Below are 19,886 nucleotides of genomic sequence, written 5' to 3' on the forward strand. Positions count from 1 at the left end.
GGCTTACTTCTCCTCGGCGATCTTGCCGCCCTTGGTGGTGGCCGCCGGCGGATCGATGACGCCGTTCTGTTCCAGCCAGGTCTTGTCGTGCTCCTGCACATCGATCTCCGTTTCGGCGGGGAGCCTCGCGCCGGCATGCGTGTGCTCCTTCTTGAGGGTGACCTTGAAGGTCTTCACGTTGGTGTCCTGCATAGCTATCGAGCCTCCGGGCCGATGATGGTTTGCGTCTTCCACACGTCGCACCACAGTGCGATCGAGTCGTCGTATTGGAGGAGATCGCCGCGATCAATCTGCAGCGGCCGCGCTCCGGGCACATCCGGCACCCATCCTTGCAAGCACGAACGGGCGGCATGGATCAGATCCACGATCTCCCCGGCGAGCTGTCCGCCGGCCTGCTCGCGGTAGTTGCGTCCCGCCAACACCACCCCGAATGTGGCCAGCCCCTTCTGAGTCACCGCCACCTGGGAGCCGCGAGGGGCGTGACCAGGTGCGTTGTCCTGAAACTGTTCCTGAGCGAGCAGCACATAGGCGCATGGCGTCGGGAAGTCGCGCAGGTTCTTCACGGCCGCGTAGTCAGCCGCGACGCCGACCTGGCGCAAGGTTTTTCCCAACGTCTTGAGCCTGGCGGCCACGATGCGCACGTCGAAGGGAGCGAAGGTCACAGGCAGTCCCTGAAGCTCTTGCGTCGGAAGGGGTTGCCGTCGCTGACGAACTGCACATCGTTGTCCTGTGGATCGGTCAGCACCGGATCGTCTGCGCCCAGGCTGAACTGTCCTGTCGCCGCGAGCTGCAGGAGCTTCTGCGCATCGCGGTAGTCGCGGACGATGGGGTCGTTCTGCTCCATCGAGTGCCGGTCTTTGTGCAACAGGTAGCGAGTGATCGCCCTCGACCAGTTGGTGACCACGGGATACACGCGGGTAAGCGGCACCGGATAGCGCTTGGCCAGGTACCCATCAATGATGCCGTCGGCTTCGCCGATCGCTTCGACGATGCGCGCCAGGGCGTCGTCCGCGATGGCGATGTCTTCCGGCGTCCAAGCGCTGCGGTCCAGACCGCGCAGCGTGGCATCCATGAGGGTGTCGTCCACGATCGCGTCCTGCTCGCGCGTAGCCACCTGGGCCAGCTCGCGGGCAGCGGGTCGTTCGGCGAGTTGTGCGGTGGTGACGTACATGCGTTCTCTCGATGGTGCGGCGGTGGCCGGGCGCTCCCGGCCACCCCGCATTGCGCCATGCGGCGCTCTCGCTCCTTTCGAATTACTTCGCCGCCGGGTCCTTCGCGGGCTTGCCCGGGGGCTGCTTGGCGCTCTTGGTCAACTGAGCCTTGCCACTGCCCTCCGCGGTGGCGGCGGGCTTGCCATCGTCGTCGGCGCGGTAGACGACCAGCAGCGGCTCGTCGTTGATCGCTTGCAGCTGGTCTTCGGTGAGGTCGTCGGTGTCGACAGGGACGCCCTCCCGGGTGAACGTGATGCCGGCACGGCGGAAGCTTTCGCGCATGGACTTCACAATGAACTTGGGCACAGCGGGTTCTCCTGGTGAAGGATGGGCGGCGGCTAGTCACCGCCGCCCATCGCGTTGCGTCAGATCGCCGAATGGGTCAGACGAGCCACTCGGAATCGATGGTGTTCACGATGCCCTTCATGACGTTGTCGGCGCCGTTGGCCAGCGTGGTCGCGTTGACCAGCTTGTCGGCAGCGATCTTCATGCTCGGGCGGACCACCAGGAGGTTGGGGCGAATGCCCAGGGGCCGGCCGTTGTCGCCCTTCTGCTCGCGCATCGCGGTGTACGCCGCCGTCAGGTGCGCTTCGTCGAGCGGCTGGTTGCTCGCGTAGGCCATCTGCCAGAAGCCGTAGCCGACGTTGCGGCGCGCATCGACGCCGTAGACGTATTCGGCGCGATCGAACACGTTGTCATCGGTCTCGGCGGTCTTGGACACGAAGTTGGCCGCCTTGCGGTCCTGGTAGATGACCGGCTTCAGCGCGCGAGAGGTATCGAGCAGATACCAGTAGGGACCGCTGCCGCCGGAGTCGACGTTGGACACGGACCCGACCGTGCCGTCGGCGTTGGTGACCGGGTGATCGGTGTCGAAGAAGTACTGGCCGTCGTAGCAGGGCTGATTGATACCGCCCTTGAGCAGGCCGAACACCAGCTCGTCCGGGTGCGCCGCCGTCGAGCGACCCATTTCCTGCATCATCGGCGCGAAGATGCCGTACTGGTCATCCTCGATCGCGGCGCGCGGCACGCTCACGGTCAGCTCGAACGGCTTGTTCTTGATCGTGTAGCCGTGCGCCTTGACGCCGTTGATGACGCGGTCGCCCACCCACTCGCGCATGCCCGGGAAATTGCCGAGCCAGCCGTATTCCTCGCTGCCGGTGCTCGACGGCACGACGGTCGCGATCTTCAGGTACTGCGACTGCGCTTGCGTCAGGCCGCCCTGGAACGCCGCTTTGAAGGCGATGAAAATGGTCTTCAGATTGCCCGCATTGATGAACATTGGTGGTTCCTCTCGAATGGATGTGCAGCCAGCTTCAGCAGCTCGACACGGTTGACGGTGTGGGTGACGGGCAGCGGGCTAGAACTCGACCCACACGCCCGCGGCGTCGACGCCGCGGATGACGCCGGCCTTCGAGCGCGTGGTCGAGCCGTCCGTCTTGGCGACGGTCTGGTTGTCGACCAGGTAACAGGTGGCGCCGTAGTCGGTGTTGGCGATGGCATCGGCCGACGCACTGTTGGCCAGGCGGAAACAGCCGCGGCTGATCGGCACCTGCTGATCGCCTGCCGCACCGGCACTGTTGTCGATGGTCGCTTCGGCGACGCCGAGGGCGATCTTGCCGGTGGCGGTGGTGGCCGGCTCCGCATAGCCGCTTGCGTTGAGCACCACGATGGTGCCGGCCAGGATCTTCACGGCCGCCGCCGGGAAGGACAGTTCGCGCGCGGCGCGACGCGGGGTATTGCGTTCGACGGTGGTAGCGGACATCGGTGGATTCCTCGTTGACTGGAGCGTCTTGGCTCAGGCGGCTGCGGCCGCGCGGTGATCAGGGATCAGGCTTTCGCAGCGGCGAAGTCCTTCGGATCGATGCCGGTGGCCGAGCAGACGGCCAGCTCTTCCTCGGTGAGTTTGTTGTCCTTGTCCGCCACCGGCGCGCGACGATTGGCGGTCTGCGTCGCCGTCAGGGCGGCGATGGGCTGGGCGGTGTCGAGGTAGGCCGTCAGCGCGGCCAGGTCGCTCTTGCCCAGGTTGCGCGCCCATTCCGCCTGGCCCTTGAGCAGGCGGCCGTCGGCCAAGCCTTTCTCGACCAGCTTCTCGACGTCGTCGCCCTGCACCTTGGCGGAGAGCACGGCCAGGTCCTTCTTCAGGTCTTCGACCACGGAGACCGGTACGAACTTGGCCGGATCGGGCTGGGCGGCGGTATCGGCCTTGGTCTTGAGCGCCGTGCAGGCAGTGACCAGAACGTCCTCGGTGACATTCGCTTCCACGCCCAGCGCCTTGCGCACCTTCGCCAGCGGGTCCGCTTCCAGGCGCGCAGTCAGCGCAGCGACAGCGTCTTCTTCGGTCGCGTTGGCATTCAGCGCGAGCAGGGCGATGGCCGTCGCGAGCAACGACTTCTTCATAGTGGTTTCCTCAGTGTCGAGTTGGATGCCGAAAGTGGCTGCGGCTCGGAGCGCGAGCGGCTCCATGCCGTCGATGGCGGGGTTGTTCGTGATGGCCGCCATCTGGATGTCCAGCACGTCGCCCGTGCGGCGATCGAAGCTGAAGACGGGGGAGACGTACCGATATTCCTTGGCGGCGATGGCATCACCGGCGCGCGCCGTCAGCTCGACGGTGCCCCATAGGCCGGAGCCTTCTCGCCACTCCAGGCCCTTGATCCAGCCCGCTGCAGGAGCGGGCTGGCCGTTCTTCTCCGCGAGGAGGGTCTGATGCTCATAGTCGAGCACCCGGTCGTTCCGACGCGCGGTGAAGTTGCTGATCACCTTTGCGGCGACCGCCTGGTCGATATGCCAGTGACCGGACGGTAGGTCGCGGCCGTCCCAGGGCTTGAAGTCGCCGGTGGGCGTCAGCTGCAGGCTGACCAGGTTGGAGCCATCCGCGGGAGCGGTCAGCTCGAAGGTGCACGCGGCAAGCGCGATGGAGATCGGGGAACGGGCCATGCGGCCAGTCTCGGTGTCGAGACCCTGCGCATGGATGCGACACGCGTCGCTGCTCCCGGGACCGGAAAGTCGTGGCCGAAGGCGCCAGATCCGGGGGGTGTTTCCAGCCTACGCCGGGTCGGCGGACGCCGGCAACCGACCCGAATCCCATTTGAGGGCATTTAAAACCCGTTTGAGAGCGCCGACCGCCCCCGAGGACATACCGTTGCCGCCCCCAGGGGCGCCGGAGGCGCCCACAGGCGCGATCTGAGAGGGGGTCACCCGACCGCCGCGGCCAGGTGGTCCAGAGTGAGCTGGACGATCTCGTTGGCGTCCTGCTCGCTGACACCGAGCCAGGGGCGCGCCGGCATCTTGATCGTGTAGGCCGGAAGGGTCACCCACTGCGCGAAGTTGGACTTGCGCTTGTTGACGAAGTGCGGGCTTACCTCCCCATTGCGTTCGTGGAAGTACGCCTGCTGCGACCTGGCGGCGATGTGGATCTCGCCGCCGCCCTGCTGGATTGCGCCGTAGGGCGCATTGGTGCCGACATAGAGGGTGCTGCTATCCACCTGGTGGGTGAACTGGTCACCGATCATGTGGTTGTCGAATTTCAGCTTGGGCACACCGGGCCGCTGGCGTTCCTTCCACTTTGCATACCGTGGCGATAGCGCCGCCCAGGGCGTCCCGTCCGGCGATACCTGCGCCGCCGCGCGATCACGCGTGGAGCGCACCAGGTACTCGCCGATGTCCGAGAGCAGCAGGGCCTGGCCATCAGTATCCAATGCGCGAGCGGCATTGTTGAGCGCGGTGCTGACGCGCGCGATGTCCAGTTCATACTCGATGCGTGCGCCGGCCACGACTACCTCCAGAATTTCCAGGCAGGTTCATTCAGCGTAGCCCCGTGCTTGGTCGCTTGATGCAACAACTTCGTGCGCGACTGAATGATCTTATCCATGTGGGCAAGGAACGCCGCACGATCCCCCGAAACCTTCTTCAACTCGTCGACCAGTTCTGCTGACTTAACAAGCTCGGGGTATAGCGCTGGGAAATAGATCGACACCAGCGTATTGAGTCGAAGCATATCGTCCGTAACTCCTGACGATGTCTTCTCTAGAGCTTGCCGCACGTCCGCAAGCGTGAAGTTCCGGCTAGTTATCTCTTCGTAGTTGGTCTTGAGAACGTATACGAAGCGCGTGCCCTTCTGGATCGCTACGCATAGTTCTTCCAGCTTGTTTCGACGAAGCTGTCGTTCCGCCTGGCTGAAATTGAGTAGCGTTGTCGCAACGGCCGAGACAATGCCGCTCGTAAGTACCGTCAGCAATCCATTGACGAAGGCATCCATCGACCATTCCCCTGTACGCCGGCAAAGCCCGGCGGCCTTAGCATCCCGCCTGGATCGGCGGATTCCAAGGGGGGCATGCAACGGGCGTGGCGCGGGCATATCAGTCCAATGATCCCTGGACAAGCAACAGCGAACCCGTTGCGACCTGCGCACGGATATCCGTCAACGTGCTGATCGAGGCACCGCGGAACGTATTGGCCAGGTTCGGTGTGCCAGCTCCCTTGGGCCGGTAGGTAACCGATACGACTACGCTGTTGCCATTGCTGCTGGGCGCGACATAGATCAGTGCGTTACTGGCGACATCCAGCAGCACAGCCCTTGGTGCCGACAGCATGTTCGGAAGGTGGGCCAGGTCCTCGGGCGCCAGGCGCGTCTCACTGCCACCAGGCGAGGCATCGGTGCCCCGTCCTAGAGCACGTAACACGTCGGCGTCCTTGGCCATGATCGACGCCGTCGCTGGCTCCGCGTTGGCCTTGGCCATCTGCTTCACCGTGTCCACATCGAGCGTGCCGACAGGTACCGCCAGGCCGCGGGCGTGCCCTTCGTTGACGACCTGGGCCTGCCAGGCGCCATAGCCATCATCGAGCGCCTGCCGTGCCCGCGGCAGCGCCATGACTGGCTCCAGGGCCTTGGCGCCGATCGGCGCCGGCAACTGCGCAGCCTTCGCCACGGTGTTCTGCGCGAGCTGCTCGAAGGCGCTGCGACCTGGTGCATAGCCGAAGCCAGGATCAACACCGGCGGGCGTTTGCACCGTCATCGGTGACGACCCCTGCTTGCCCACGACCACGTCCTGCATGTCGTCGTCAGGTGCGGTGTCCGGCGCATCCTTGCCGAGCCGCTTCAAGTCACGATCGTTTAAAGCCTCGACGGTGCACTGGCAACCCCAGCCATTCGGCGGGTAATGCGTGTCCCACCAGGGATCGTCCGCCAGAAGCACGAGGCCGTTCCAGGCGAGATGCTGGGGGCGCGGGTGCTGCACGCTGTCGCTATGGCGATATCGCCAGTATGGCCGTACCTTCTTCAGCGCCTGCAGCTGCGCATAGCGGCCGGCGGCGTAGCTGGTGCGAAGGTTGGTCTCGAAGATCACGCGCGTGCGCCAGTTGCGGCCGCCTGTGTAGTCCCAGCCGTACTTCGCAACGATCCCGTCGAAGTCCTTCCGGAATTGTTCCAGCCCCGTGCCGCTGGCGATTGCCTTGTCGACGGCATCGCGAAGGTCGACGAGCAGATCGATGCGATTCGCGCCGGCCACCATGAAGGCGTGGTCATGCTCCTCCTGCCACACGTCCGTCCACCGGTCGGTCGTGACGTTGCCCTTGCGGCGGAAGAATGCGATCTGCTCCTGGAAGGGAAGCGACGCATAGGCGACTGCTGCATCGGCCATCAGTGGTCACCCGCTGCGCCGATCATGCACCACCCGCTTCCCGCAGGATCTCGTAGTGTCCAGCCAGTGCGGCAGCTGCCAGGCCGATGCGCATGGCCGCGGCATAGTCGTCCAGGCTCAGATCCGGCAGCAGCACGAACAAGCCGTCGCGGAGCTGTTCCAGGGACTCGGCCTGCCTGGCCAGGTCGCGGATCTGCCCCACCCACCCGGCAAGCGCTGGAGAGACGACCTGGTCGAGCTGCTCCGTCATCCTCGCGGGTGGGTCCTGGGGCTGGTTGCCCATCTGCGCGGTCGCCGCTGCCACGTCGACTACTGTCTGACCGGCAGGCCGTGCCGGCGCCGGGGCCTGCAGCAGGTCCGTCTCGTCGGTTTCCGGCTCCGGGATGCCGACTCGCTCCTGTGCCCACTGCCGCGAGATCTTCATGCCCATGCTGACGAACGTCGGCAACGCCGCCGAGTAGGTCTCGATGTCCCCCGTCTCTTCCACAGGGAAGAACATCCGAGGTGAGCGACGCAGGCTGTCCGTCAGGCCGTTGAAGAGCGCGATGGGATAGATCAGGTCGCGCGTCAGCGTGGCGGCAACCTGTTTGGCATCGCCGTTGCGGATGTCCTTGCGCACCTCGTTGTGGACGTTGCCCAGCGCATTGGTGCTGCTCTTCCCATCGGCCTGGCTGGTCAGGGTTCCGCCGAGGATCATTTTCGACTGCGTGCGTTCGCACCAGTCGATCATTGCCTGGTACGCCTTGGGATCGCCGGTGGCGGCATCCAGGAATTCCAGCTCCATGCCCGCCGGAATGATGCCGGCGGCGTTGTGCCCCAACTCGGACAGCGCGCGCAGCAGGGTGAGCTTGTCTTCCTTGCTGCTGCCAGGCGGGTATTTGCCCAGGCGCATCGGGATGCCATAGATCTCCAGGAACTCGGCCAGATCGCCCACGGCGTAGTTCTTGAAGAGATAGGGCCACACCAGCACGCGGAACAGCGATGATCGCGCCAGAAGCCCGCTCTTGGCTTTATGGACATGCCTGATCCACCCGAAGGGCTGGAGCGGCTCGCCATCGGCGGTGCCATCGCGCAGCCGGATCTCTTCGCGATAGCCGCGGTAGATCTGGAACCAGGATTGCGGTCGGTGAGTCACGCTTGCGGGTAGCCAGAAGCCCTCGACCTGGTGCCACTCGATTTCGAGGTTGGTGTATCCCTTGCCGATTGCGTCGGTGGTGTCGAACAGCAGCTCGTCGAACCCAGGGATTTCCGCAAGCAGTTCCTTCAGCTGCTTGGCGGCGGCCTTCTCCTTCGGGAAAGGACTGGACGGCGGCACGATGTCCCAGGGCAGCTCGATCACCGCGCCGCGACGCTTGAGCATTTCGCTGGCCAGGTGGCCATCCCGCTCTTCCATGTCCTCGAACAGCTCTGACTGCGCGACCAGGCTGCCCTGCTCGGCATCGACCAGGATCGCCGCCAGGCGCGAAGGCGTCAGGCCGCGACTGGGATGGCCCTGCCATTCGTTGCGCAACTGCTCGGTGCGGCTCGTCTGCGGCTCTTTCAAGTCAGCAAGGGCGAAGGGCTGGCCGTCCGGCCCCACAACCCGCGTGGTCGTTACCATGCCTTCGGCTCCGGTGCTTCTAGATCAGAAAAATCATCGGTGGCATGCATGCGCATACCGTCGGTGCGGACGTTGTCGAAGCCGCGAGAATTCTTCGGCACAGCCTCGAACTCGATCGGCGCGCTTGGATTGCGGCTGGCGTAGTGCATCAGCGATATCGCGATCGCCGCGTCACCGTGCCGCTGCCCACCGTCTTTGCCGGAGCTGCGCTTCTCCGGCACGCGTGCCACGCCATTGATCAACTTCAGGATACGCAGGTCCGCAGCCACATCCTTGTCGCGCGGAACCAGAATGGTGCCGTCCTGGAACGCCGCCTTGAGTGGCGGCATCTGCTCGCGATACCAAGTCTCCGAGAGCATCACCAGCTCGATGCGTGTGTATCCGTATCGCTGCGCGAGGAACTCCGCCACCGCGCTGCCGTTGCCGCGCGCGTCGACGGCGCCCTTGGCAAAGTTGGGTAGGCGATCGCAAACGAAGAACAGGATCTGCTCTTGCTGGCGATGCGGCATATTGCGCAGCTCCAGCATGAACGGGATGCGGCGCGTCAGGTCCTGCGCAATCTGCGCCGGAGCGATCACCGACAGGTCGCCAGTGCGGCCGAAATCCATCCCCATGAAGCTCTGCAGGCGCGGGTCCAGCTCGGCCAGGAGTGGCTCCACTTCGAGTCGGAGCCACTCCTGGATCACCTGGTAGCGATAGGCGTCCGGCTCCTTCTCGAAGCCCTGGGGGCAGGTGTAGCGCAGCACCGACGCCGAGTGCATGCGCGCTTCGATGAGGACGCCCGACAGCCATGCGCCCGATCCCTGGGATGGCACGACGTCCAGCTCTTCAGAAGCGGCATCGCCGTATGTCTTGCGGATCGCTGCGTTCCACATGGCCTGCACTTCATCTGACCACACCTTTCCCTGGCGTAGGCAGACACGCTCGAACAGGCCCTGCACGATGGCATCCTCGAATGTGATGCGATGGATGCTCCCGGATCGCTTGCCGGCGCGGATGTCCTCGATCAGCTGATTGAATGGGTTGTCGACGCCGTCGTGGGTGGAGATCACGCGCACCTTGCCACCCCACATTAGCAGAGCGATCGCCGCCTTCAGCAGCTCGTCCAGATCGTTGTGGAAGGCGGCCTCATCGATCACCACCACGCCCTGCTTGCCGCGAAGGTTTGCGGGACGGCTCGACAGGGCGACGATGCGGAAGCCCGAGGCGAAGCGGATTGTGTAGGTCTTGATCGCCTTCTCGTCGTTGCCGTCCTGGAACAGCTCCTCGCCTTCCTCAACGGCCTCGCATGCCTGGTCAAAGGCGCGCGCCCACATGGCGCAGGCTTCGATGAACTCGATAGCCATGTCCATGTTGTAGCCGATGTAATACACGTTCATGCCGCCGGCTTCGCGAGAGCGTCCGGCGATCAGCACGTCATCAGCAGCCTCGGCCCAGGTCAGGCCGGTGCGGCGGCTCTTCTCGCAGACCTTGAAGTCAGCCTGGTCGGCTATCCATGCTTGCTGGTACGGCAGCAGCGCGGCGGGAACGTCACTGCTAGCGGTGCTGGGAAGGTCGGTCCGCAGGTGTTGTTCCAGCGTCACTGCCAGCGGCGTCTTGGCCACGTCGACGGTCATGCCGGAATACCTAGGATCTGACGCTTGATGGTGTCCGCCGTTGCTGCGGTCATGCCGGCAGCCTTCGCCACCTCCTTCAGCTTCTCCGCCTGCTCGGACAGCAGCTGCTCGCGCGCAATGCGCGCGATCTCCTGGCGCTCGGCCAGGCTCATCTTGCGGGCTTGAAGCACAGCACGTGCGGCGCGGGCCAGTTCGCCTACTTGTTTGATCGAGACTTCCTTGTCCTCGCCCGTAGCGTTCAGGGCAGCATGTGTGGCCAGCGTCGTCACCGACTGCACCAGGAGCTGCCCGGCACGATCGTTGGGGTCTTCGCCTAGCTCGGAGACCAGGACTGTGCTGGCGGCCTGGATGTCGCGCATACGGCCGGCCAGCTCGTTGACCTGCTGGCTGTATCGTCCCAGGGCGCTCCGGCTCGGCGCCTGGCTGCTCGGGAAGCGCTCCTGCACCTTGGCCAGGATCTCATCCAGGGTGTAGCGGTCCTCGCGCAGCAGCTTCTCCAGGAAGGCGCGCTGATCCGCCGGCAAACGCTTGATGCTCGATGCGCGCGGCATGATCGATTACCGCGGGGTCGGCCGGCTGACGCCAGGCACCCGGGCATTGCCACACGCGACATCGGCGCCGCGGGACGTAAGGGTGCAGAGGTACAGGTTGCCCACCTCCGGCACTTCCTCCAGCGACAGCAGCGACTGGTCGCGCAGCCAGTGGATATCGGTCACGACGTCGTCTCGCGCGGCGACCACGCCCAGGTGGTGCAGGCCGGCGTGCAGGTTCGACGAATTGAGGCGGTAGCCAGGCTGCTCGGAAAGAATGCGAAGGATCACCAGCCGGCGGTCCTCGCGTAGGCAATCGGCAAAGGTCTTCATCGGTCGTTCTCCAGCAGGTGTTCCTGAATGGTCCGCATCAGTTGCGTCATGGTTTGCATCTGACCATTGATGGCCGCTGCAGCTTCGTTGACTTCGCTTATGTCCTCGCGCAGGTCGGCCAGGTCGCGATGCGACGGCATGGTGTTGACCCGGGCTTCGAGGTGCGTGATGCGGTCGGCGAGCGCCCGGTTCTCGCTGCTCTGTCCGCTGACTCGGTGGCCTAGCCAGAGCAGCCCGACCAGGTTGGCCAGCAGCAGCGCGATGATTACGGCGGTAACGACGTCGTTCACCGGAACCCCCGCAGACGATGCTCGTGGTCGCGCGCGCATTGCGCGCAGCGGCTGGTCTTGTGGGACAGGGCCTTGAGCCGTTCCGGCTCGATGGCTTCATCGCAGTCGATGCAGGTCGCTTCAACGCCTTCCACTCGCGGGGCGAAGCTCGCCTTGATGCGGGCTTGGCGTTCGAGCTGCAGGCGCAAAGCGTTGTCCCTGTCTCTCTGCTCGATCTCTTGTGCGCGCTCGATGTCGTCGGTCAACGCCGTGCTCCGTTTTGCTTCTTGTCCGAGCCCGGCTCGATGCCTAGGCCGTGCTGCCACATCAGGCGAGTCAGTCGATCGGCAACCGACGCCTTGACGTTGGCGTGCGTCGTCGCCGCAGCACGCTCGATGCCCTTGAGCTTGCCGGCGACGTTCAACTGCTCCCAACCCTCGCGCCGCACTTCTTTGATCAGCGCGTCCACGTCTTTCTCGAAGGGCGTCATGGTGTCGGCCCCGCACTGGTCTTCGCTGCGGTCGCGCGATCGGTGTTCGCTTCGCGCACCTTGCCCCGCCACTCTTCGATCCAGACCAGACCATCAAGCACGCACCAGGCAGGCTTCCCTTGGTAGGTGCAGTTCTTAGGCGGCGGAACCGGCTCGACGATCGGCTGCGTCAGCGTCCGATCGAGCGGCCGGTATGCCGGTACCGGTACCTCAATGACTGCCGCTGGGCGGGTCGTTTGCTGGTGAGAACAGGCGATCAGCAACAGCGGGACAGATAGGCAGATGACGAAGATCAGCGCATTCAGGGCTTTCACGGGCGGCCGTCCTCAGCGCTTCACTGCGCTGCTGGGTGAGCTTGGAGAGGTCGTTCAATGCGGCGTCGCGCTGTTGGAGCGCGAGGGATGCAATCTGCCGAGCGTGGTCGAGGTCGGCCTTTTGCTGCTGCAGGCGCCGCTGCACATCGGTCAGGGCGTCGCGGGCCGCCTTGGCATCGCCGTTCGCGTTCGTCGCCTCGCCCTTGGCTTTGCCGATCGCGGTGGCGCTGACACGAGACTCATATGCAACACCCAGGCCGAACCCTGCGAGGGCCACGGAGCAGGTGAAGATGGCCACCCCGATAATCACGGCTCCGGTCTTCATACGCAGGCCGCCTTCCCGGCCCAGCCGGCGTTGATGTAGGCCGGTTCGAGCACGGTGAGAATGCGATGCACGTAGGTGCGGTTCTCGCGCCATGCGTCCGGCGAGCGGGCGCGCATATCGGCAACATGCCCGAACCATCGGCCTCGATCGCGACCGGCTTTGCTGGCCAGAAGTTGCTCGGCATGCAAACGCCCCTCGCCGCCGTTGTAAGCGCTAAGCGCGAACGACCAAGTGCTGCAGGCGCCGGTCCCAGGATTCCGGTCGGCAAGCCATCGGTCGTAGATCGCCGCGGCCAGCGCCGCCTGCTGCGGGTCCCAGGGGTCGAAGCCGCCGAGCTTGTCCGGGAACTTGTCGGCGATCCATTTGCTCGTCGCAGGCATGAACTGCGTCAACCCCTCCGCGCCGACCGGGCTGCGTGCCTTGGCGTTCCAGCTCGATTCGGCGTGGATCTGCGCAGCCAGGCGCGCGGGAGAGCCGTCGACACCCCATTCCTCAGTCACGGCCTGCTCAACCCAGCGGCGATACATGGCGCTGGCCTCGGGGATGCGCACGGCTGCCGGTGCCGGCGCCGCGGCCTTCTGCGGCGCTGCGGTGGCGGTCAGGCTGAGCACCAGCACGCCGATCACCACCAGTACCGGGCCGAGGCGGCCGCGCCAGGTCCGCTGCACGCCGCCCGGACCGATGCACCACTCGCTGCGGCCGCAGCTCAGGTCGGTCAGCGTCCAGACCAAGCCGATCAGCACCAGCAGCGCGCCGCCGATCACGGCATCAGTCCCGCGGCGACGATGCAGGCCGCCATCAGCATGTTGCGCCTGGTCTGCGCCATCGACTTCTCCAGGCCATCGAGCTGACTGGGGCGTTCGTCGGGAAACGCAGCACGGTCGTAGCAGTAACCCAGCACGGCGGCCAGGCTGAGCTTGCTGACGATCCACAGGTAGCTGCCGAACTTCGCAGGGTTGAACAGCACCGCGATGACGACCAGCAGGGCAAGCGAAATCAGCGCCCACACCGCCATGCGGCCGAAGCCGTTCGCGGCCGCCAGGAAGCCCTGGAAAACCACGTTCAAACGCTCTTTGATTCCTGACATGCCTGCGCTCCTAAATAAGAGGTGCCGGCGGGGCTGCAGGGGGTACAGCCCGCCGGCGGTTGAGCGCGCTCCAGGGGAGGGGAAAGCGCGCTACGCGGTCAGGCTACGGATGCAAGGCATGGTGATGGATGCGACATGCGTCGCTGCAAATAGAAAGCCCCGCTCGATGGCGGGGCTCAGTGGGAAAAACGTAGACGGCGTGGGTTTAGAGGTAGCTCCAGCCGTCCGCGTCAATGTTGGCCAGTACCGTGTCAGTGTCTACGCCGACCCGCTTGTCACCCGGCTGAATGTTACGGATCGTGTTGTGATGATGCACCGTCGCGAAGTCAGGATCTTTCGTCAGCGCAAGCAATCCTGCCGGCTCATAGCCCAATGGCACAGCAACGAACTTGGCCTTGTTGATTGCGCTCTGATACAGGTCGACGTCCATTCGATTCCTTCCTGTTGGTTTGGTATCAAGAGCCTACTAGAAAAGCTGGGACTGGCGCTTGCGAGTCTCAATTGAGCGCTGTTCCGCATATACGCGTTGAACGTGACGCACGGTGTAGCCAAAACGCTCGGCCAACTCTTCCACATTCCGGCCGTTGTGGAGGAGGTAGATCTGGCGCGCAACGAGGGCTTGCTGCAGGCGATCGCCGCGCGGGAGATATATGGGACGACCGCCGAAGTCATGGGCGAGTAGCGCCACCACCTTCTGCGCTTCCCCGATAGCGGCTTCGTCATTGCGCCCATTACGGCGATAGAAGTCAGCCAGGTGGTCGACCAAGCTGGCTAGGGTTGCTGCCCACTTCTCGGGGGGCGGGTCCAGGTCGCCGATGTGATCGGCGAGCAGCGCACCGTCAATTTCGCCGAGGGGCAGTTCAGTCTGATCGTTCACGGTCGCCTCCGAACTTCACGTAGGCCGCTGCGCGCTTCTCGTCATACTCCGCATCGCTCAGTTGGCCGTAACTGTGCAACTGGTCGAGATACGCCAGTTCGTTCTTCAGTGGGTCTTCGCGTGGCTGGGGCGGGCTAACACCCGTTCCCCGTGATAGCGGTCGCCCCGCACGGGCATCCGCTTCACGTCGGATCTCGGCTTGCGCACCGGCCAGCTCGGCAATTCCGAACACCACGGTGCGCAGGTAGTTGTGGTTTGCCAGAGGGAGCGTGAGTGCCGATCGCTTCTCCAGCATTTGCTCGATGCCGGCAATCCATTGTGCGGTTGAACACGGGCGCCGCATCCCCGCGCGCTCATCGCGACATACGCTGCCTTCCTTCACCAGGGCGTCCAGCTCGGCCACCAGCCTTACTGCCTTGGCGAGACGCAGCTTCTGTTTGGCGGGCGAGAACAGAGCCAGGTAGTCGAGAATCGCGCGACCAAGTGCCGGCTCCATGCTGGCGAGCTGCATGCCGAAACGCTTGCCGTCCTGCTCCAGAAAGCCCGCCGCAATGGGGAACGAATCGCTGCAGCAGGGGCAAGTCACGTGCATGGGTTACTGCACCCTCGCCGATGAACCAGACTCAACGACGCTTACGCCTTGCTCGAAAGTCGACGTTACCGAGACAAGCAGACCCCTTGCGCCGTCACTTCCCATACGCGCAGCGGCCATACCGAGCAGGCCCATGAAATGGCCCGACAGATAGCCGGCGAGGTACTCCATCGAACCGCCGTCGTGGGCGGCAATGTCATTGCTCACTTCCTGCGCCGTCGATGCGCCTCTGTTGAGTCCATCGAGCGTAGCCTTCACTGCTTTCATGCCCTCACTTCCTCCGATTCGCACTGATCTGCAGAGCCGCCACGAGGCGGTGTAGCTGGTCCGCGCGTAGCCATTCGACGCGCTGGACCTTGAACATGTTGCGGGCGGTGCCGTGGGCGTAGCTCCAGGGCTTGCCGATATCCGCGAGGATCGCCGCGACCTTACCCACCATGCTGGCGATCTCGTCACGCACGTTCTGCGGCGCGTCGGGCATCGCGACGGCATTGGTCATCTGCCTCTCGCCTTCGCCCGTGAGCCGCCGCAGCTCCTTCAGGACACGCGCGCGGCCGCGCTCGTCGAGGTCGGCGGAGGTGGATACGCCGCCGACCCGCTGGAGTAGCCCCACGTAGGTCTCGCGATCCAGGCGCAGCTGCTTCTGCGCGATCACATGGATCGCGGCGAGCTGGCGTGTGCGTGGCGTACCTGGCTTGGACTTACGCATGATCTGCTCCGCTACGCCCGCGCGTTCCACACACTGGCCTTGTCGGCCCAGCTGCGCCAGCTGGCCTCGAACAACGAACGGACGGCGATCTTGCCCGGCCAGCTGTAATAGATCCGACCGTCACGCACGGCTTCCACCTCTCGCGTTTCACCGTCAACGGTGACGCTGTCGCCGGGCTGCGGGTCAATGCGCGGATCTCGCTGCTCAACCATCACGCCGCACTCCTATCGGAAATGCCGGCTCCCGCTTCGAGCAACCCAGCGGGAGATAGCGACGAGAGCTTGGCATCCAGGCCGAGGATTAGCGCCACGATCTCCAATGGCAACTGCCCATTCCAGCGGTCCAGCACCTGCTGAACTTCGGGATGCTCCGGCGCGACGTCCATCGCACCGCGGTTCAACAGCGCAACCACTTCCCGCGCTTGCCCTTCATCCCAGCAGCTGGCCACGGGCGTGCCGTAGTAGTTGACGATCAGTGCGTCCTGGCGCGTGTCGATAGACTCGAACCGAAAGGGAGCCTGCATCCGGGTGGCGTCTGTAAGCATGCCCATATCAGACCCCCGCGATGTCGAGGCTGACGGCCTGGTACTGGCCATTGGCGTCGCGATGGTGGAAGCGCACATAGCTCTTGCTGCCCACCACCTGAACCGCATCGCTGATTGCCTGCATGGCGTCCTGCCAGCGCGGGTCGGTGATGTCGAGGCGACGCAGCGCCAGAACGGAACCCGTACGGAGCTTGCCGGCAGAGTCGACCCGGAAGGCATCCTGCACGAGGGTGGCGATCTCCGGCCGGGCGCCGACGGTCCATTCCCGCAGGCATTCGTCGATCAGCTCCTTCGCCGCCTGCAGGCGCTCATCGAACTGGATGCTTTCCTGAATGGCCAGCTGCACGCGCAGCGCGCCGTCGAACGTGAGGAGCGAAACGTTGCCCTTGTTCCCGCCGAGCTTGGCGCCGTACTTCTCCGCGCTCAGATCGACGAAGGTGTTGATGGTGTCGAACGCCTTCTTCTTGAACTTAGCCAGGACCGCCTGCACAGCGATCGCCTCAGCGTTAAGCTCACGCACCAGCTCATCACGCAGCAGGTCGATTTCCTTAATCTGGCTCTCGGGAACCAGGCGGCCGCGGCTGTCTTTGCGATGCCCGGCCGGAATGATGTCGGTGTTCATAGTCTTCCTTTACTGGTTGGCGGCATTGTTCGCCGCATGGTTGATGTCGCAGAGGACGTCGCGGTACCGCTCGCCAAGTACGGGAGGCAGCTCGTCGTCATCGTCGTGTTGTACGTTGCCCCGCTGGGCATCGATGTCCGTCATGTGCCTGGTCTCCTAAAACTCAGCTCGCTGATATCCCACGCCTCACGGACCTGGTTCTCGTTGATGCCAGCGCACAACTTGTCGTGCGCGCCCTTGGCGAGGAGGGCTGCAGCCTCCTTCGCCTCTTCGCTGGTCGGTGCCACTCTGTTGCCCCACAGGTCGATGCTGACCAGCAAAAAGCGCAAGAGCGTGTTCACGGCGGTCGCTTCGTTCAAGGTGGTGATGCTCATTGCGCACCCCGCTCGAACGTAGCCAAGGCGTCCCGCGCGGCGCGCACGCTTTCCTGCAACCAGCCGTAGACGTGTTTGTCCACCAAGGTGTCGATGTAGGCTTCGCGCGCAAACTCGGCGAACTGGACGGCCTTGCGGAGAGCCTCCAGCGTCTGCGCATCATCGGTCGGGCGTTGGACGCCTACGAGGGCAGTGCTTTGGGGCGCGACAACCGCGCGCCGCCGCCTACGGCCATTCGTCTGGAGCACGGCGGTTACAGCGGCCTCGCTGGGGCGGTCGGCCAGCGCGTCCTTCACTACCTGGCTTACCGTAGTACTGACCACTACCGCGGCGGGCACCGGGGTGTCGACAGGCGCGGGAGCGTCTGCAGCCTTGTCAGTGCGCGTTGGCGCCGACCGCGGCGACGCGCGAAAGCCATCGGACAGTGCAAAGCAAGCCTTGCCGTCTTCGACACAGACGACGATCTCGCCGGCACGCTTGCGCTGGTGGAGGAGCTGCGATGCCGTCTGCCGGTTGGCGTGCGGCAGCTGCTCCATGATCTGGTCGAGGTTGAGGGGCGCAGCGGCCCTTTTCAGCAGGTCGCGCATCTGATCGGTGAGCGTCATGACATGGCCTCCGTCTTCTCGATCTTCACGATGGGATAGCGGATGTTGTGAGTGTGCTTGCCGTCTGCGCTGCGGTAGATGAGGCAGTCGCCAATGCGCAGTTGTGCGTGCCACAGGACACGGCAACCGCGCCACAAGCTGTTCTGGAATGGGAAGCTCTCGATCACCACGCCGTCCTGGTCGAGGGTCCAGCGATAGAAGTCTTGGCCGTGGTCTTCGAAGTGGATTTGCACGCTCAGCCCTCCCTCTGCAGGAGCGGGTGGGCCTCGCGCTCGATCCATTGCACCTGGCAACCACGCACCTTGGTCACCCTCACCAGCTCGCGGTAGCGGCCGTTGATGCGGCTGAGGAGAATCGACCCCTTCAGCCATTCGCCAGGCTGATCGATATCGATGACGGCGTAGTCCGGGCGCACAGTGAGCTGCTGGATCGTGCAGCCCTGTTCCATCAGATGGACGATGCACTGTGCCGCCTTCTGAACGGTCTCCTGCAGTTCGACGCTTTGGGCGCGCAGCCGCATGTCGATGTTCTTCTTGACCTCTTCCAGCGTATTCATGGGTTGGTCTCCAAGGGCAGGCCAAGCTGCCCGCGTAAGTCCGGCATGGCCACACGCCTCATGGCAGCGACCTGGCGGATGGATGTGTTGGCGCGGTCGAGGAGGAAGCCGCACTCCCTGTCCAGCTCGGCCTCGTTAGCGGCCAGAAAGTAGCCGTGCGTCGGATTGGCGCAGACACGGTGACCAGCGGAGCGAAGCGCTTCGATCACCTGGCGCAGCTTTCGCTGGTCGGCGAGGCTGGTTCGGCCGGTGACTGCGCGCGCCAGTTCCTCGGCGGTGCGCCCCTTGGTCTCGCCGACGCAGTGCTGCAGTACGGCCAGCACCGAGTCGGGAGTCAGCTCTTTGCCGCAGAACAGGTCGGCCTGCATGGCACTACGCCAGCATGTCGATGCCGCCGGACTGTTCGGCCGGCCGGTCGCTGGTGACCTCGGTCATGGCGAGAGCCACGAGACCAGGAGCATCGAGCACCACCAACGTCTCAGCACGGCTGTCGTAGACCCCGAGGTCCGTCGCGTCGTTGCCCAGTTGGTAGATGGCTCGGCCGCTGCTCTCCGAGACCTTCCTGGCCTGCCGGATGATCAGATAGGCGGCCGGCCCCTTGATGACGTGACGAGCGAAAGTGCTCATTTCACGCTCCCGGTCAGTTCCTGGGCGGCGGCGCGCACGTCTTCGCAGCAGACCTGACGTGCCTCGGCGGCGGCATGCATGCTGGCGAGGCGCAACACCTTGGTAAGCGAGCGCAGAGCGCCACCTTCGCTGGCGATCGAGAACAGCGCGTCGCGACACTTGGCGTCGTCGATTCCCCAAGCCTTGAGCAGCGCCACCACGTCGGTCTCCGTCGGCTTCTTGAGACTGAGGCGCTTGCCGACGCGACTGGCCAAGCGGTCCAGCTGCTGGGCGTTTCGGCCGCCAACCATGCGCGCGAACACGCCGTCGTTGCCTACGAATGCGATAGCCACGCCAGTGGCGTCGTGGATGCTGCGGATCTCGTCGAGCGCCTGCGTTGAGAGGTGCTGGGATTCGTCGACGACGATCAGCCCGTTCGTATCCTTCACGCGCTTTGCGATCGCCCGGGACATACGGCGGGCGCCGCCACCAGGTGCCAGGCCAAGGGCGTCGCAGATCTCCTCCAGGGCCGTCACCACGCCCGATGTGCTTGGCGCCATCGTGGCGATCCACACATTCGGACTGCTCTTCTGATAGTGCTTGCAGGCCTCGCTCTTGCCGACGCCGGCAGAGCCGTGGATCACGGCGATATCACCGGCCATTTGTGCGTAGCCGAGTGCTCCGAGGACGCGGCCGCCCGTCGGCGTGTCGACGTAGCCGGGGGCTTCCGGCATCTGCCCGCCAGCGGCCCGGCGGTTCGTGTACGCCTCAAGCCACAGGCGCAACTTCTGCTCGATGCCGTCGTTGTCGCCCTGATACTTCCCGTTGATCCACTGATTCAGCGTCGCTGCGCTGAATCCGGCCTCCTTGGCGAGACTCGCCTGGCTGAGCCGCTTGTCGGCGGTCATGGTCGAACGGACCACCTCGCGCAGCTCATTGTCGCCCTGGTAGATTGCGGTTACGGATGCGGTGTCGCTCATTTTGCTCCCC

36 protein-coding genes are annotated in these 19,886 nt (G+C 64.6%); all 36 read right to left on the reverse strand.

The annotated features are described in order from the left end of the window. Nucleotides 1–3: 3 nt before the first annotated feature. Nucleotides 4–177, reverse strand: coding sequence for a DUF7210 family protein (locus AB4083_RS00695; protein ID WP_441605828.1), 174 nt, complete (start codon nt 175–177; stop codon nt 4–6). 17 nt (nt 178–194) lie between these two features. After that, nucleotides 195–662 carry a phage tail terminator protein gene (locus AB4083_RS00700; protein ID WP_441605829.1) on the reverse strand — a complete coding sequence of 156 codons (468 nt, stop codon included), beginning with the start codon at nt 660–662 and terminating at the stop codon, nt 195–197. Next, nucleotides 659–1,171: a gp436 family protein gene (locus tag AB4083_RS00705; RefSeq protein ID WP_441605830.1), complete on the reverse strand. Its 513-nt coding sequence runs from the start codon at nt 1,169–1,171 to the stop codon at nt 659–661. The genes AB4083_RS00700 and AB4083_RS00705 overlap by 4 nt, the downstream gene beginning before the upstream one ends. A gap of 82 nt (nt 1,172–1,253) precedes the next feature. Further along, the gene (locus AB4083_RS00710) at nt 1,254–1,517 is read right to left on the reverse strand and encodes an HI1506-related protein (protein WP_441605831.1); all 264 of its coding nucleotides are present in this window, start codon (nt 1,515–1,517) and stop codon (nt 1,254–1,256) included. 76 nt (nt 1,518–1,593) lie between these two features. Beyond that, a complete protein-coding gene (locus AB4083_RS00715) occupies nt 1,594–2,490 on the reverse strand; it encodes a Mu-like prophage major head subunit gpT family protein (protein ID WP_441605832.1) in 897 nt (298 codons plus the stop codon). 78 nt (nt 2,491–2,568) lie between these two features. Beyond that, a complete protein-coding gene (locus AB4083_RS00720) occupies nt 2,569–2,973 on the reverse strand; it encodes a hypothetical protein (RefSeq protein WP_167256483.1) in 405 nt (134 codons plus the stop codon). Between the two features lie 65 nt (nt 2,974–3,038). After that, nucleotides 3,039–4,145 (reverse strand): phage protease, encoded by a 1,107-nt coding sequence (locus AB4083_RS00725; protein ID WP_441605833.1) that lies wholly within the window; start codon nt 4,143–4,145, stop codon nt 3,039–3,041. Nucleotides 4,146–4,402: 257 nt separating this feature from the next. Then, nucleotides 4,403–4,981: a phage virion morphogenesis protein gene (locus AB4083_RS00730; protein WP_441605834.1), complete on the reverse strand. Its 579-nt coding sequence runs from the start codon at nt 4,979–4,981 to the stop codon at nt 4,403–4,405. A 2-nt stretch (nt 4,982–4,983) separates the two neighbouring features. Further along, a complete protein-coding gene (locus AB4083_RS00735) occupies nt 4,984–5,466 on the reverse strand; it encodes a hypothetical protein (RefSeq protein ID WP_441605835.1) in 483 nt (160 codons plus the stop codon). Nucleotides 5,467–5,566: 100 nt separating this feature from the next. Next, nucleotides 5,567–6,847 carry a phage head morphogenesis protein gene (locus tag AB4083_RS00740; protein ID WP_441605836.1) on the reverse strand — a complete coding sequence of 427 codons (1,281 nt, stop codon included), beginning with the start codon at nt 6,845–6,847 and terminating at the stop codon, nt 5,567–5,569. A 22-nt stretch (nt 6,848–6,869) separates the two neighbouring features. Then, on the reverse strand, nt 6,870–8,447 hold the full coding sequence (locus tag AB4083_RS00745) for a DUF935 domain-containing protein (protein WP_441605837.1): 1,578 nt from the start codon (nt 8,445–8,447) through the stop codon (nt 6,870–6,872). Next, entirely contained in the window at nt 8,441–10,063 is a 1,623-nt protein-coding gene (locus tag AB4083_RS00750; RefSeq protein WP_441605838.1) for a hypothetical protein, read from the reverse strand. Before AB4083_RS00750 ends, AB4083_RS00745 begins: the two co-directional genes overlap by 7 nt. Continuing rightward, nucleotides 10,060–10,614: a phage protein Gp27 family protein gene (locus AB4083_RS00755; RefSeq protein ID WP_441605839.1), complete on the reverse strand. Its 555-nt coding sequence runs from the start codon at nt 10,612–10,614 to the stop codon at nt 10,060–10,062. Before AB4083_RS00755 ends, AB4083_RS00750 begins: the two co-directional genes overlap by 4 nt. A gap of 6 nt (nt 10,615–10,620) precedes the next feature. Then, nucleotides 10,621–10,926, reverse strand: a complete 306-nt coding sequence (locus tag AB4083_RS00760) for a VpaChn25_0724 family phage protein (protein ID WP_441605840.1) — start codon at nt 10,924–10,926, stop codon at nt 10,621–10,623. Next, nucleotides 10,923–11,216 (reverse strand): DUF2730 family protein, encoded by a 294-nt coding sequence (locus AB4083_RS00765; RefSeq protein ID WP_441605841.1) that lies wholly within the window; start codon nt 11,214–11,216, stop codon nt 10,923–10,925. Before AB4083_RS00765 ends, AB4083_RS00760 begins: the two co-directional genes overlap by 4 nt. Continuing rightward, entirely contained in the window at nt 11,213–11,461 is a 249-nt protein-coding gene (locus AB4083_RS00770) for a TraR/DksA C4-type zinc finger protein (RefSeq protein ID WP_441605842.1), read from the reverse strand. The genes AB4083_RS00765 and AB4083_RS00770 overlap by 4 nt, the downstream gene beginning before the upstream one ends. After that, nucleotides 11,458–11,685: a hypothetical protein gene (locus AB4083_RS00775; RefSeq protein ID WP_441605843.1), complete on the reverse strand. Its 228-nt coding sequence runs from the start codon at nt 11,683–11,685 to the stop codon at nt 11,458–11,460. The genes AB4083_RS00770 and AB4083_RS00775 overlap by 4 nt, the downstream gene beginning before the upstream one ends. Before the next feature lie 210 nt (nt 11,686–11,895). Beyond that, nucleotides 11,896–12,324, reverse strand: a complete 429-nt coding sequence (locus AB4083_RS00780; protein WP_441605844.1) for a hypothetical protein — start codon at nt 12,322–12,324, stop codon at nt 11,896–11,898. After that, nucleotides 12,321–13,088, reverse strand: coding sequence for a transglycosylase SLT domain-containing protein (locus AB4083_RS00785; RefSeq protein ID WP_441605845.1), 768 nt, complete (start codon nt 13,086–13,088; stop codon nt 12,321–12,323). Before AB4083_RS00785 ends, AB4083_RS00780 begins: the two co-directional genes overlap by 4 nt. Continuing rightward, a complete protein-coding gene (locus AB4083_RS00790) occupies nt 13,085–13,411 on the reverse strand; it encodes a putative holin (protein WP_441605846.1) in 327 nt (108 codons plus the stop codon). Before AB4083_RS00790 ends, AB4083_RS00785 begins: the two co-directional genes overlap by 4 nt. Before the next feature lie 205 nt (nt 13,412–13,616). Continuing rightward, nucleotides 13,617–13,841 (reverse strand): hypothetical protein, encoded by a 225-nt coding sequence (locus AB4083_RS00795; protein ID WP_441605847.1) that lies wholly within the window; start codon nt 13,839–13,841, stop codon nt 13,617–13,619. A gap of 36 nt (nt 13,842–13,877) precedes the next feature. Continuing rightward, a complete protein-coding gene (locus AB4083_RS00800) occupies nt 13,878–14,288 on the reverse strand; it encodes a Mor transcription activator family protein (protein ID WP_441605848.1) in 411 nt (136 codons plus the stop codon). Beyond that, nucleotides 14,272–14,880, reverse strand: a complete 609-nt coding sequence (locus AB4083_RS00805) for a hypothetical protein (RefSeq protein WP_441605849.1) — start codon at nt 14,878–14,880, stop codon at nt 14,272–14,274. Before AB4083_RS00805 ends, AB4083_RS00800 begins: the two co-directional genes overlap by 17 nt. A 3-nt stretch (nt 14,881–14,883) precedes the next feature. Beyond that, a complete protein-coding gene (locus tag AB4083_RS00810; protein WP_441605850.1) occupies nt 14,884–15,147 on the reverse strand; it encodes a hypothetical protein in 264 nt (87 codons plus the stop codon). A gap of 4 nt (nt 15,148–15,151) precedes the next feature. Continuing rightward, on the reverse strand, nt 15,152–15,589 hold the full coding sequence (locus AB4083_RS00815) for a phage protein GemA/Gp16 family protein (RefSeq protein WP_441605851.1): 438 nt from the start codon (nt 15,587–15,589) through the stop codon (nt 15,152–15,154). 11 nt (nt 15,590–15,600) lie between these two features. After that, nucleotides 15,601–15,804: a hypothetical protein gene (locus AB4083_RS00820; RefSeq protein WP_441605852.1), complete on the reverse strand. Its 204-nt coding sequence runs from the start codon at nt 15,802–15,804 to the stop codon at nt 15,601–15,603. Beyond that, nucleotides 15,801–16,133 (reverse strand): hypothetical protein, encoded by a 333-nt coding sequence (locus AB4083_RS00825; RefSeq protein ID WP_441605853.1) that lies wholly within the window; start codon nt 16,131–16,133, stop codon nt 15,801–15,803. Before AB4083_RS00825 ends, AB4083_RS00820 begins: the two co-directional genes overlap by 4 nt. A 7-nt stretch (nt 16,134–16,140) precedes the next feature. Next, nucleotides 16,141–16,755, reverse strand: a complete 615-nt coding sequence (locus tag AB4083_RS00830) for a DUF3164 family protein (RefSeq protein WP_441605854.1) — start codon at nt 16,753–16,755, stop codon at nt 16,141–16,143. Nucleotides 16,756–16,764: 9 nt separating this feature from the next. Then, nucleotides 16,765–16,899 (reverse strand): hypothetical protein, encoded by a 135-nt coding sequence (locus tag AB4083_RS00835; protein WP_441605855.1) that lies wholly within the window; start codon nt 16,897–16,899, stop codon nt 16,765–16,767. Beyond that, a complete protein-coding gene (locus AB4083_RS00840; RefSeq protein ID WP_441605856.1) occupies nt 16,896–17,129 on the reverse strand; it encodes a hypothetical protein in 234 nt (77 codons plus the stop codon). Before AB4083_RS00840 ends, AB4083_RS00835 begins: the two co-directional genes overlap by 4 nt. Continuing rightward, nucleotides 17,126–17,734, reverse strand: a complete 609-nt coding sequence (locus AB4083_RS00845) for a hypothetical protein (RefSeq protein ID WP_441605857.1) — start codon at nt 17,732–17,734, stop codon at nt 17,126–17,128. Before AB4083_RS00845 ends, AB4083_RS00840 begins: the two co-directional genes overlap by 4 nt. Beyond that, nucleotides 17,731–17,967, reverse strand: coding sequence for a hypothetical protein (locus tag AB4083_RS00850; protein ID WP_441605858.1), 237 nt, complete (start codon nt 17,965–17,967; stop codon nt 17,731–17,733). The genes AB4083_RS00845 and AB4083_RS00850 overlap by 4 nt, the downstream gene beginning before the upstream one ends. Before the next feature lie 2 nt (nt 17,968–17,969). Then, the gene (locus AB4083_RS00855) at nt 17,970–18,290 is read right to left on the reverse strand and encodes a hypothetical protein (protein WP_441605859.1); all 321 of its coding nucleotides are present in this window, start codon (nt 18,288–18,290) and stop codon (nt 17,970–17,972) included. Then, complete coding sequence (locus tag AB4083_RS00860) at nt 18,287–18,658, reverse strand: hypothetical protein (RefSeq protein ID WP_441605860.1); 372 nt, start codon at nt 18,656–18,658, stop codon at nt 18,287–18,289. Before AB4083_RS00860 ends, AB4083_RS00855 begins: the two co-directional genes overlap by 4 nt. 4 nt (nt 18,659–18,662) lie before the next feature. Next, the gene (locus AB4083_RS00865; protein ID WP_441605861.1) at nt 18,663–18,917 is read right to left on the reverse strand and encodes a hypothetical protein; all 255 of its coding nucleotides are present in this window, start codon (nt 18,915–18,917) and stop codon (nt 18,663–18,665) included. Further along, nucleotides 18,914–19,876, reverse strand: a complete 963-nt coding sequence (locus tag AB4083_RS00870) for an AAA family ATPase (RefSeq protein WP_441605862.1) — start codon at nt 19,874–19,876, stop codon at nt 18,914–18,916. Before AB4083_RS00870 ends, AB4083_RS00865 begins: the two co-directional genes overlap by 4 nt. Between the last annotated feature and the right edge of the window lie 10 nt (nt 19,877–19,886).

This window comes from Dyella sp. 2RAB6 (genome assembly GCF_052115385.1).
In the GTDB taxonomy this organism is placed as follows: Bacteria; Pseudomonadota; Gammaproteobacteria; order Xanthomonadales; family Rhodanobacteraceae; genus Dyella_D.

Bases quoted from the DNA above. Each gene is read 5' to 3' on its own strand.
- AB4083_RS00855 (WP_441605859.1), bottom strand. From the start codon at position 18,290: ATGAATACGCTGGAAGAGGTCAAGAAGAACATCGACATGCGGCTGCGC.
- AB4083_RS00810 (WP_441605850.1), bottom strand. From the start codon at position 15,147: ATGAAAGCAGTGAAGGCTACGCTCGATGGACTCAACAGAGGCGCATCG.
- AB4083_RS00830 (WP_441605854.1), bottom strand. From the start codon at position 16,755: ATGAACACCGACATCATTCCGGCCGGGCATCGCAAAGACAGCCGCGGC.
- AB4083_RS00755 (WP_441605839.1), bottom strand. From the start codon at position 10,614: ATGCCGCGCGCATCGAGCATCAAGCGTTTGCCGGCGGATCAGCGCGCC.
- AB4083_RS00745 (WP_441605837.1), bottom strand. From the start codon at position 8,447: ATGGTAACGACCACGCGGGTTGTGGGGCCGGACGGCCAGCCCTTCGCC.
- AB4083_RS00760 (WP_441605840.1), bottom strand. From the start codon at position 10,926: ATGAAGACCTTTGCCGATTGCCTACGCGAGGACCGCCGGCTGGTGATC.
- AB4083_RS00840 (WP_441605856.1), bottom strand. From the start codon at position 17,129: ATGAGCATCACCACCTTGAACGAAGCGACCGCCGTGAACACGCTCTTG.
- AB4083_RS00860 (WP_441605860.1), bottom strand. From the start codon at position 18,658: ATGCAGGCCGACCTGTTCTGCGGCAAAGAGCTGACTCCCGACTCGGTG.
- AB4083_RS00775 (WP_441605843.1), bottom strand. From the start codon at position 11,685: ATGACGCCCTTCGAGAAAGACGTGGACGCGCTGATCAAAGAAGTGCGG.
- AB4083_RS00750 (WP_441605838.1), bottom strand. From the start codon at position 10,063: ATGACCGTCGACGTGGCCAAGACGCCGCTGGCAGTGACGCTGGAACAA.
- AB4083_RS00725 (WP_441605833.1), bottom strand. From the start codon at position 4,145: ATGGCCCGTTCCCCGATCTCCATCGCGCTTGCCGCGTGCACCTTCGAG.
- AB4083_RS00795 (WP_441605847.1), bottom strand. From the start codon at position 13,841: ATGGACGTCGACCTGTATCAGAGCGCAATCAACAAGGCCAAGTTCGTT.
- AB4083_RS00835 (WP_441605855.1), bottom strand. From the start codon at position 16,899: ATGACGGACATCGATGCCCAGCGGGGCAACGTACAACACGACGATGAC.
- AB4083_RS00870 (WP_441605862.1), bottom strand. From the start codon at position 19,876: ATGAGCGACACCGCATCCGTAACCGCAATCTACCAGGGCGACAATGAG.
- AB4083_RS00825 (WP_441605853.1), bottom strand. From the start codon at position 16,133: ATGCTTACAGACGCCACCCGGATGCAGGCTCCCTTTCGGTTCGAGTCT.
- AB4083_RS00740 (WP_441605836.1), bottom strand. From the start codon at position 6,847: ATGGCCGATGCAGCAGTCGCCTATGCGTCGCTTCCCTTCCAGGAGCAG.
- AB4083_RS00845 (WP_441605857.1), bottom strand. From the start codon at position 17,734: ATGACGCTCACCGATCAGATGCGCGACCTGCTGAAAAGGGCCGCTGCG.
- AB4083_RS00705 (WP_441605830.1), bottom strand. From the start codon at position 1,171: ATGTACGTCACCACCGCACAACTCGCCGAACGACCCGCTGCCCGCGAG.
- AB4083_RS00790 (WP_441605846.1), bottom strand. From the start codon at position 13,411: ATGTCAGGAATCAAAGAGCGTTTGAACGTGGTTTTCCAGGGCTTCCTG.
- AB4083_RS00865 (WP_441605861.1), bottom strand. From the start codon at position 18,917: ATGAGCACTTTCGCTCGTCACGTCATCAAGGGGCCGGCCGCCTATCTG.
- AB4083_RS00720 (WP_167256483.1), bottom strand. From the start codon at position 2,973: ATGTCCGCTACCACCGTCGAACGCAATACCCCGCGTCGCGCCGCGCGC.
- AB4083_RS00805 (WP_441605849.1), bottom strand. From the start codon at position 14,880: ATGCACGTGACTTGCCCCTGCTGCAGCGATTCGTTCCCCATTGCGGCG.
- AB4083_RS00735 (WP_441605835.1), bottom strand. From the start codon at position 5,466: ATGGATGCCTTCGTCAATGGATTGCTGACGGTACTTACGAGCGGCATT.
- AB4083_RS00715 (WP_441605832.1), bottom strand. From the start codon at position 2,490: ATGTTCATCAATGCGGGCAATCTGAAGACCATTTTCATCGCCTTCAAA.
- AB4083_RS00780 (WP_441605844.1), bottom strand. From the start codon at position 12,324: ATGAAGACCGGAGCCGTGATTATCGGGGTGGCCATCTTCACCTGCTCC.
- AB4083_RS00815 (WP_441605851.1), bottom strand. From the start codon at position 15,589: ATGCGTAAGTCCAAGCCAGGTACGCCACGCACACGCCAGCTCGCCGCG.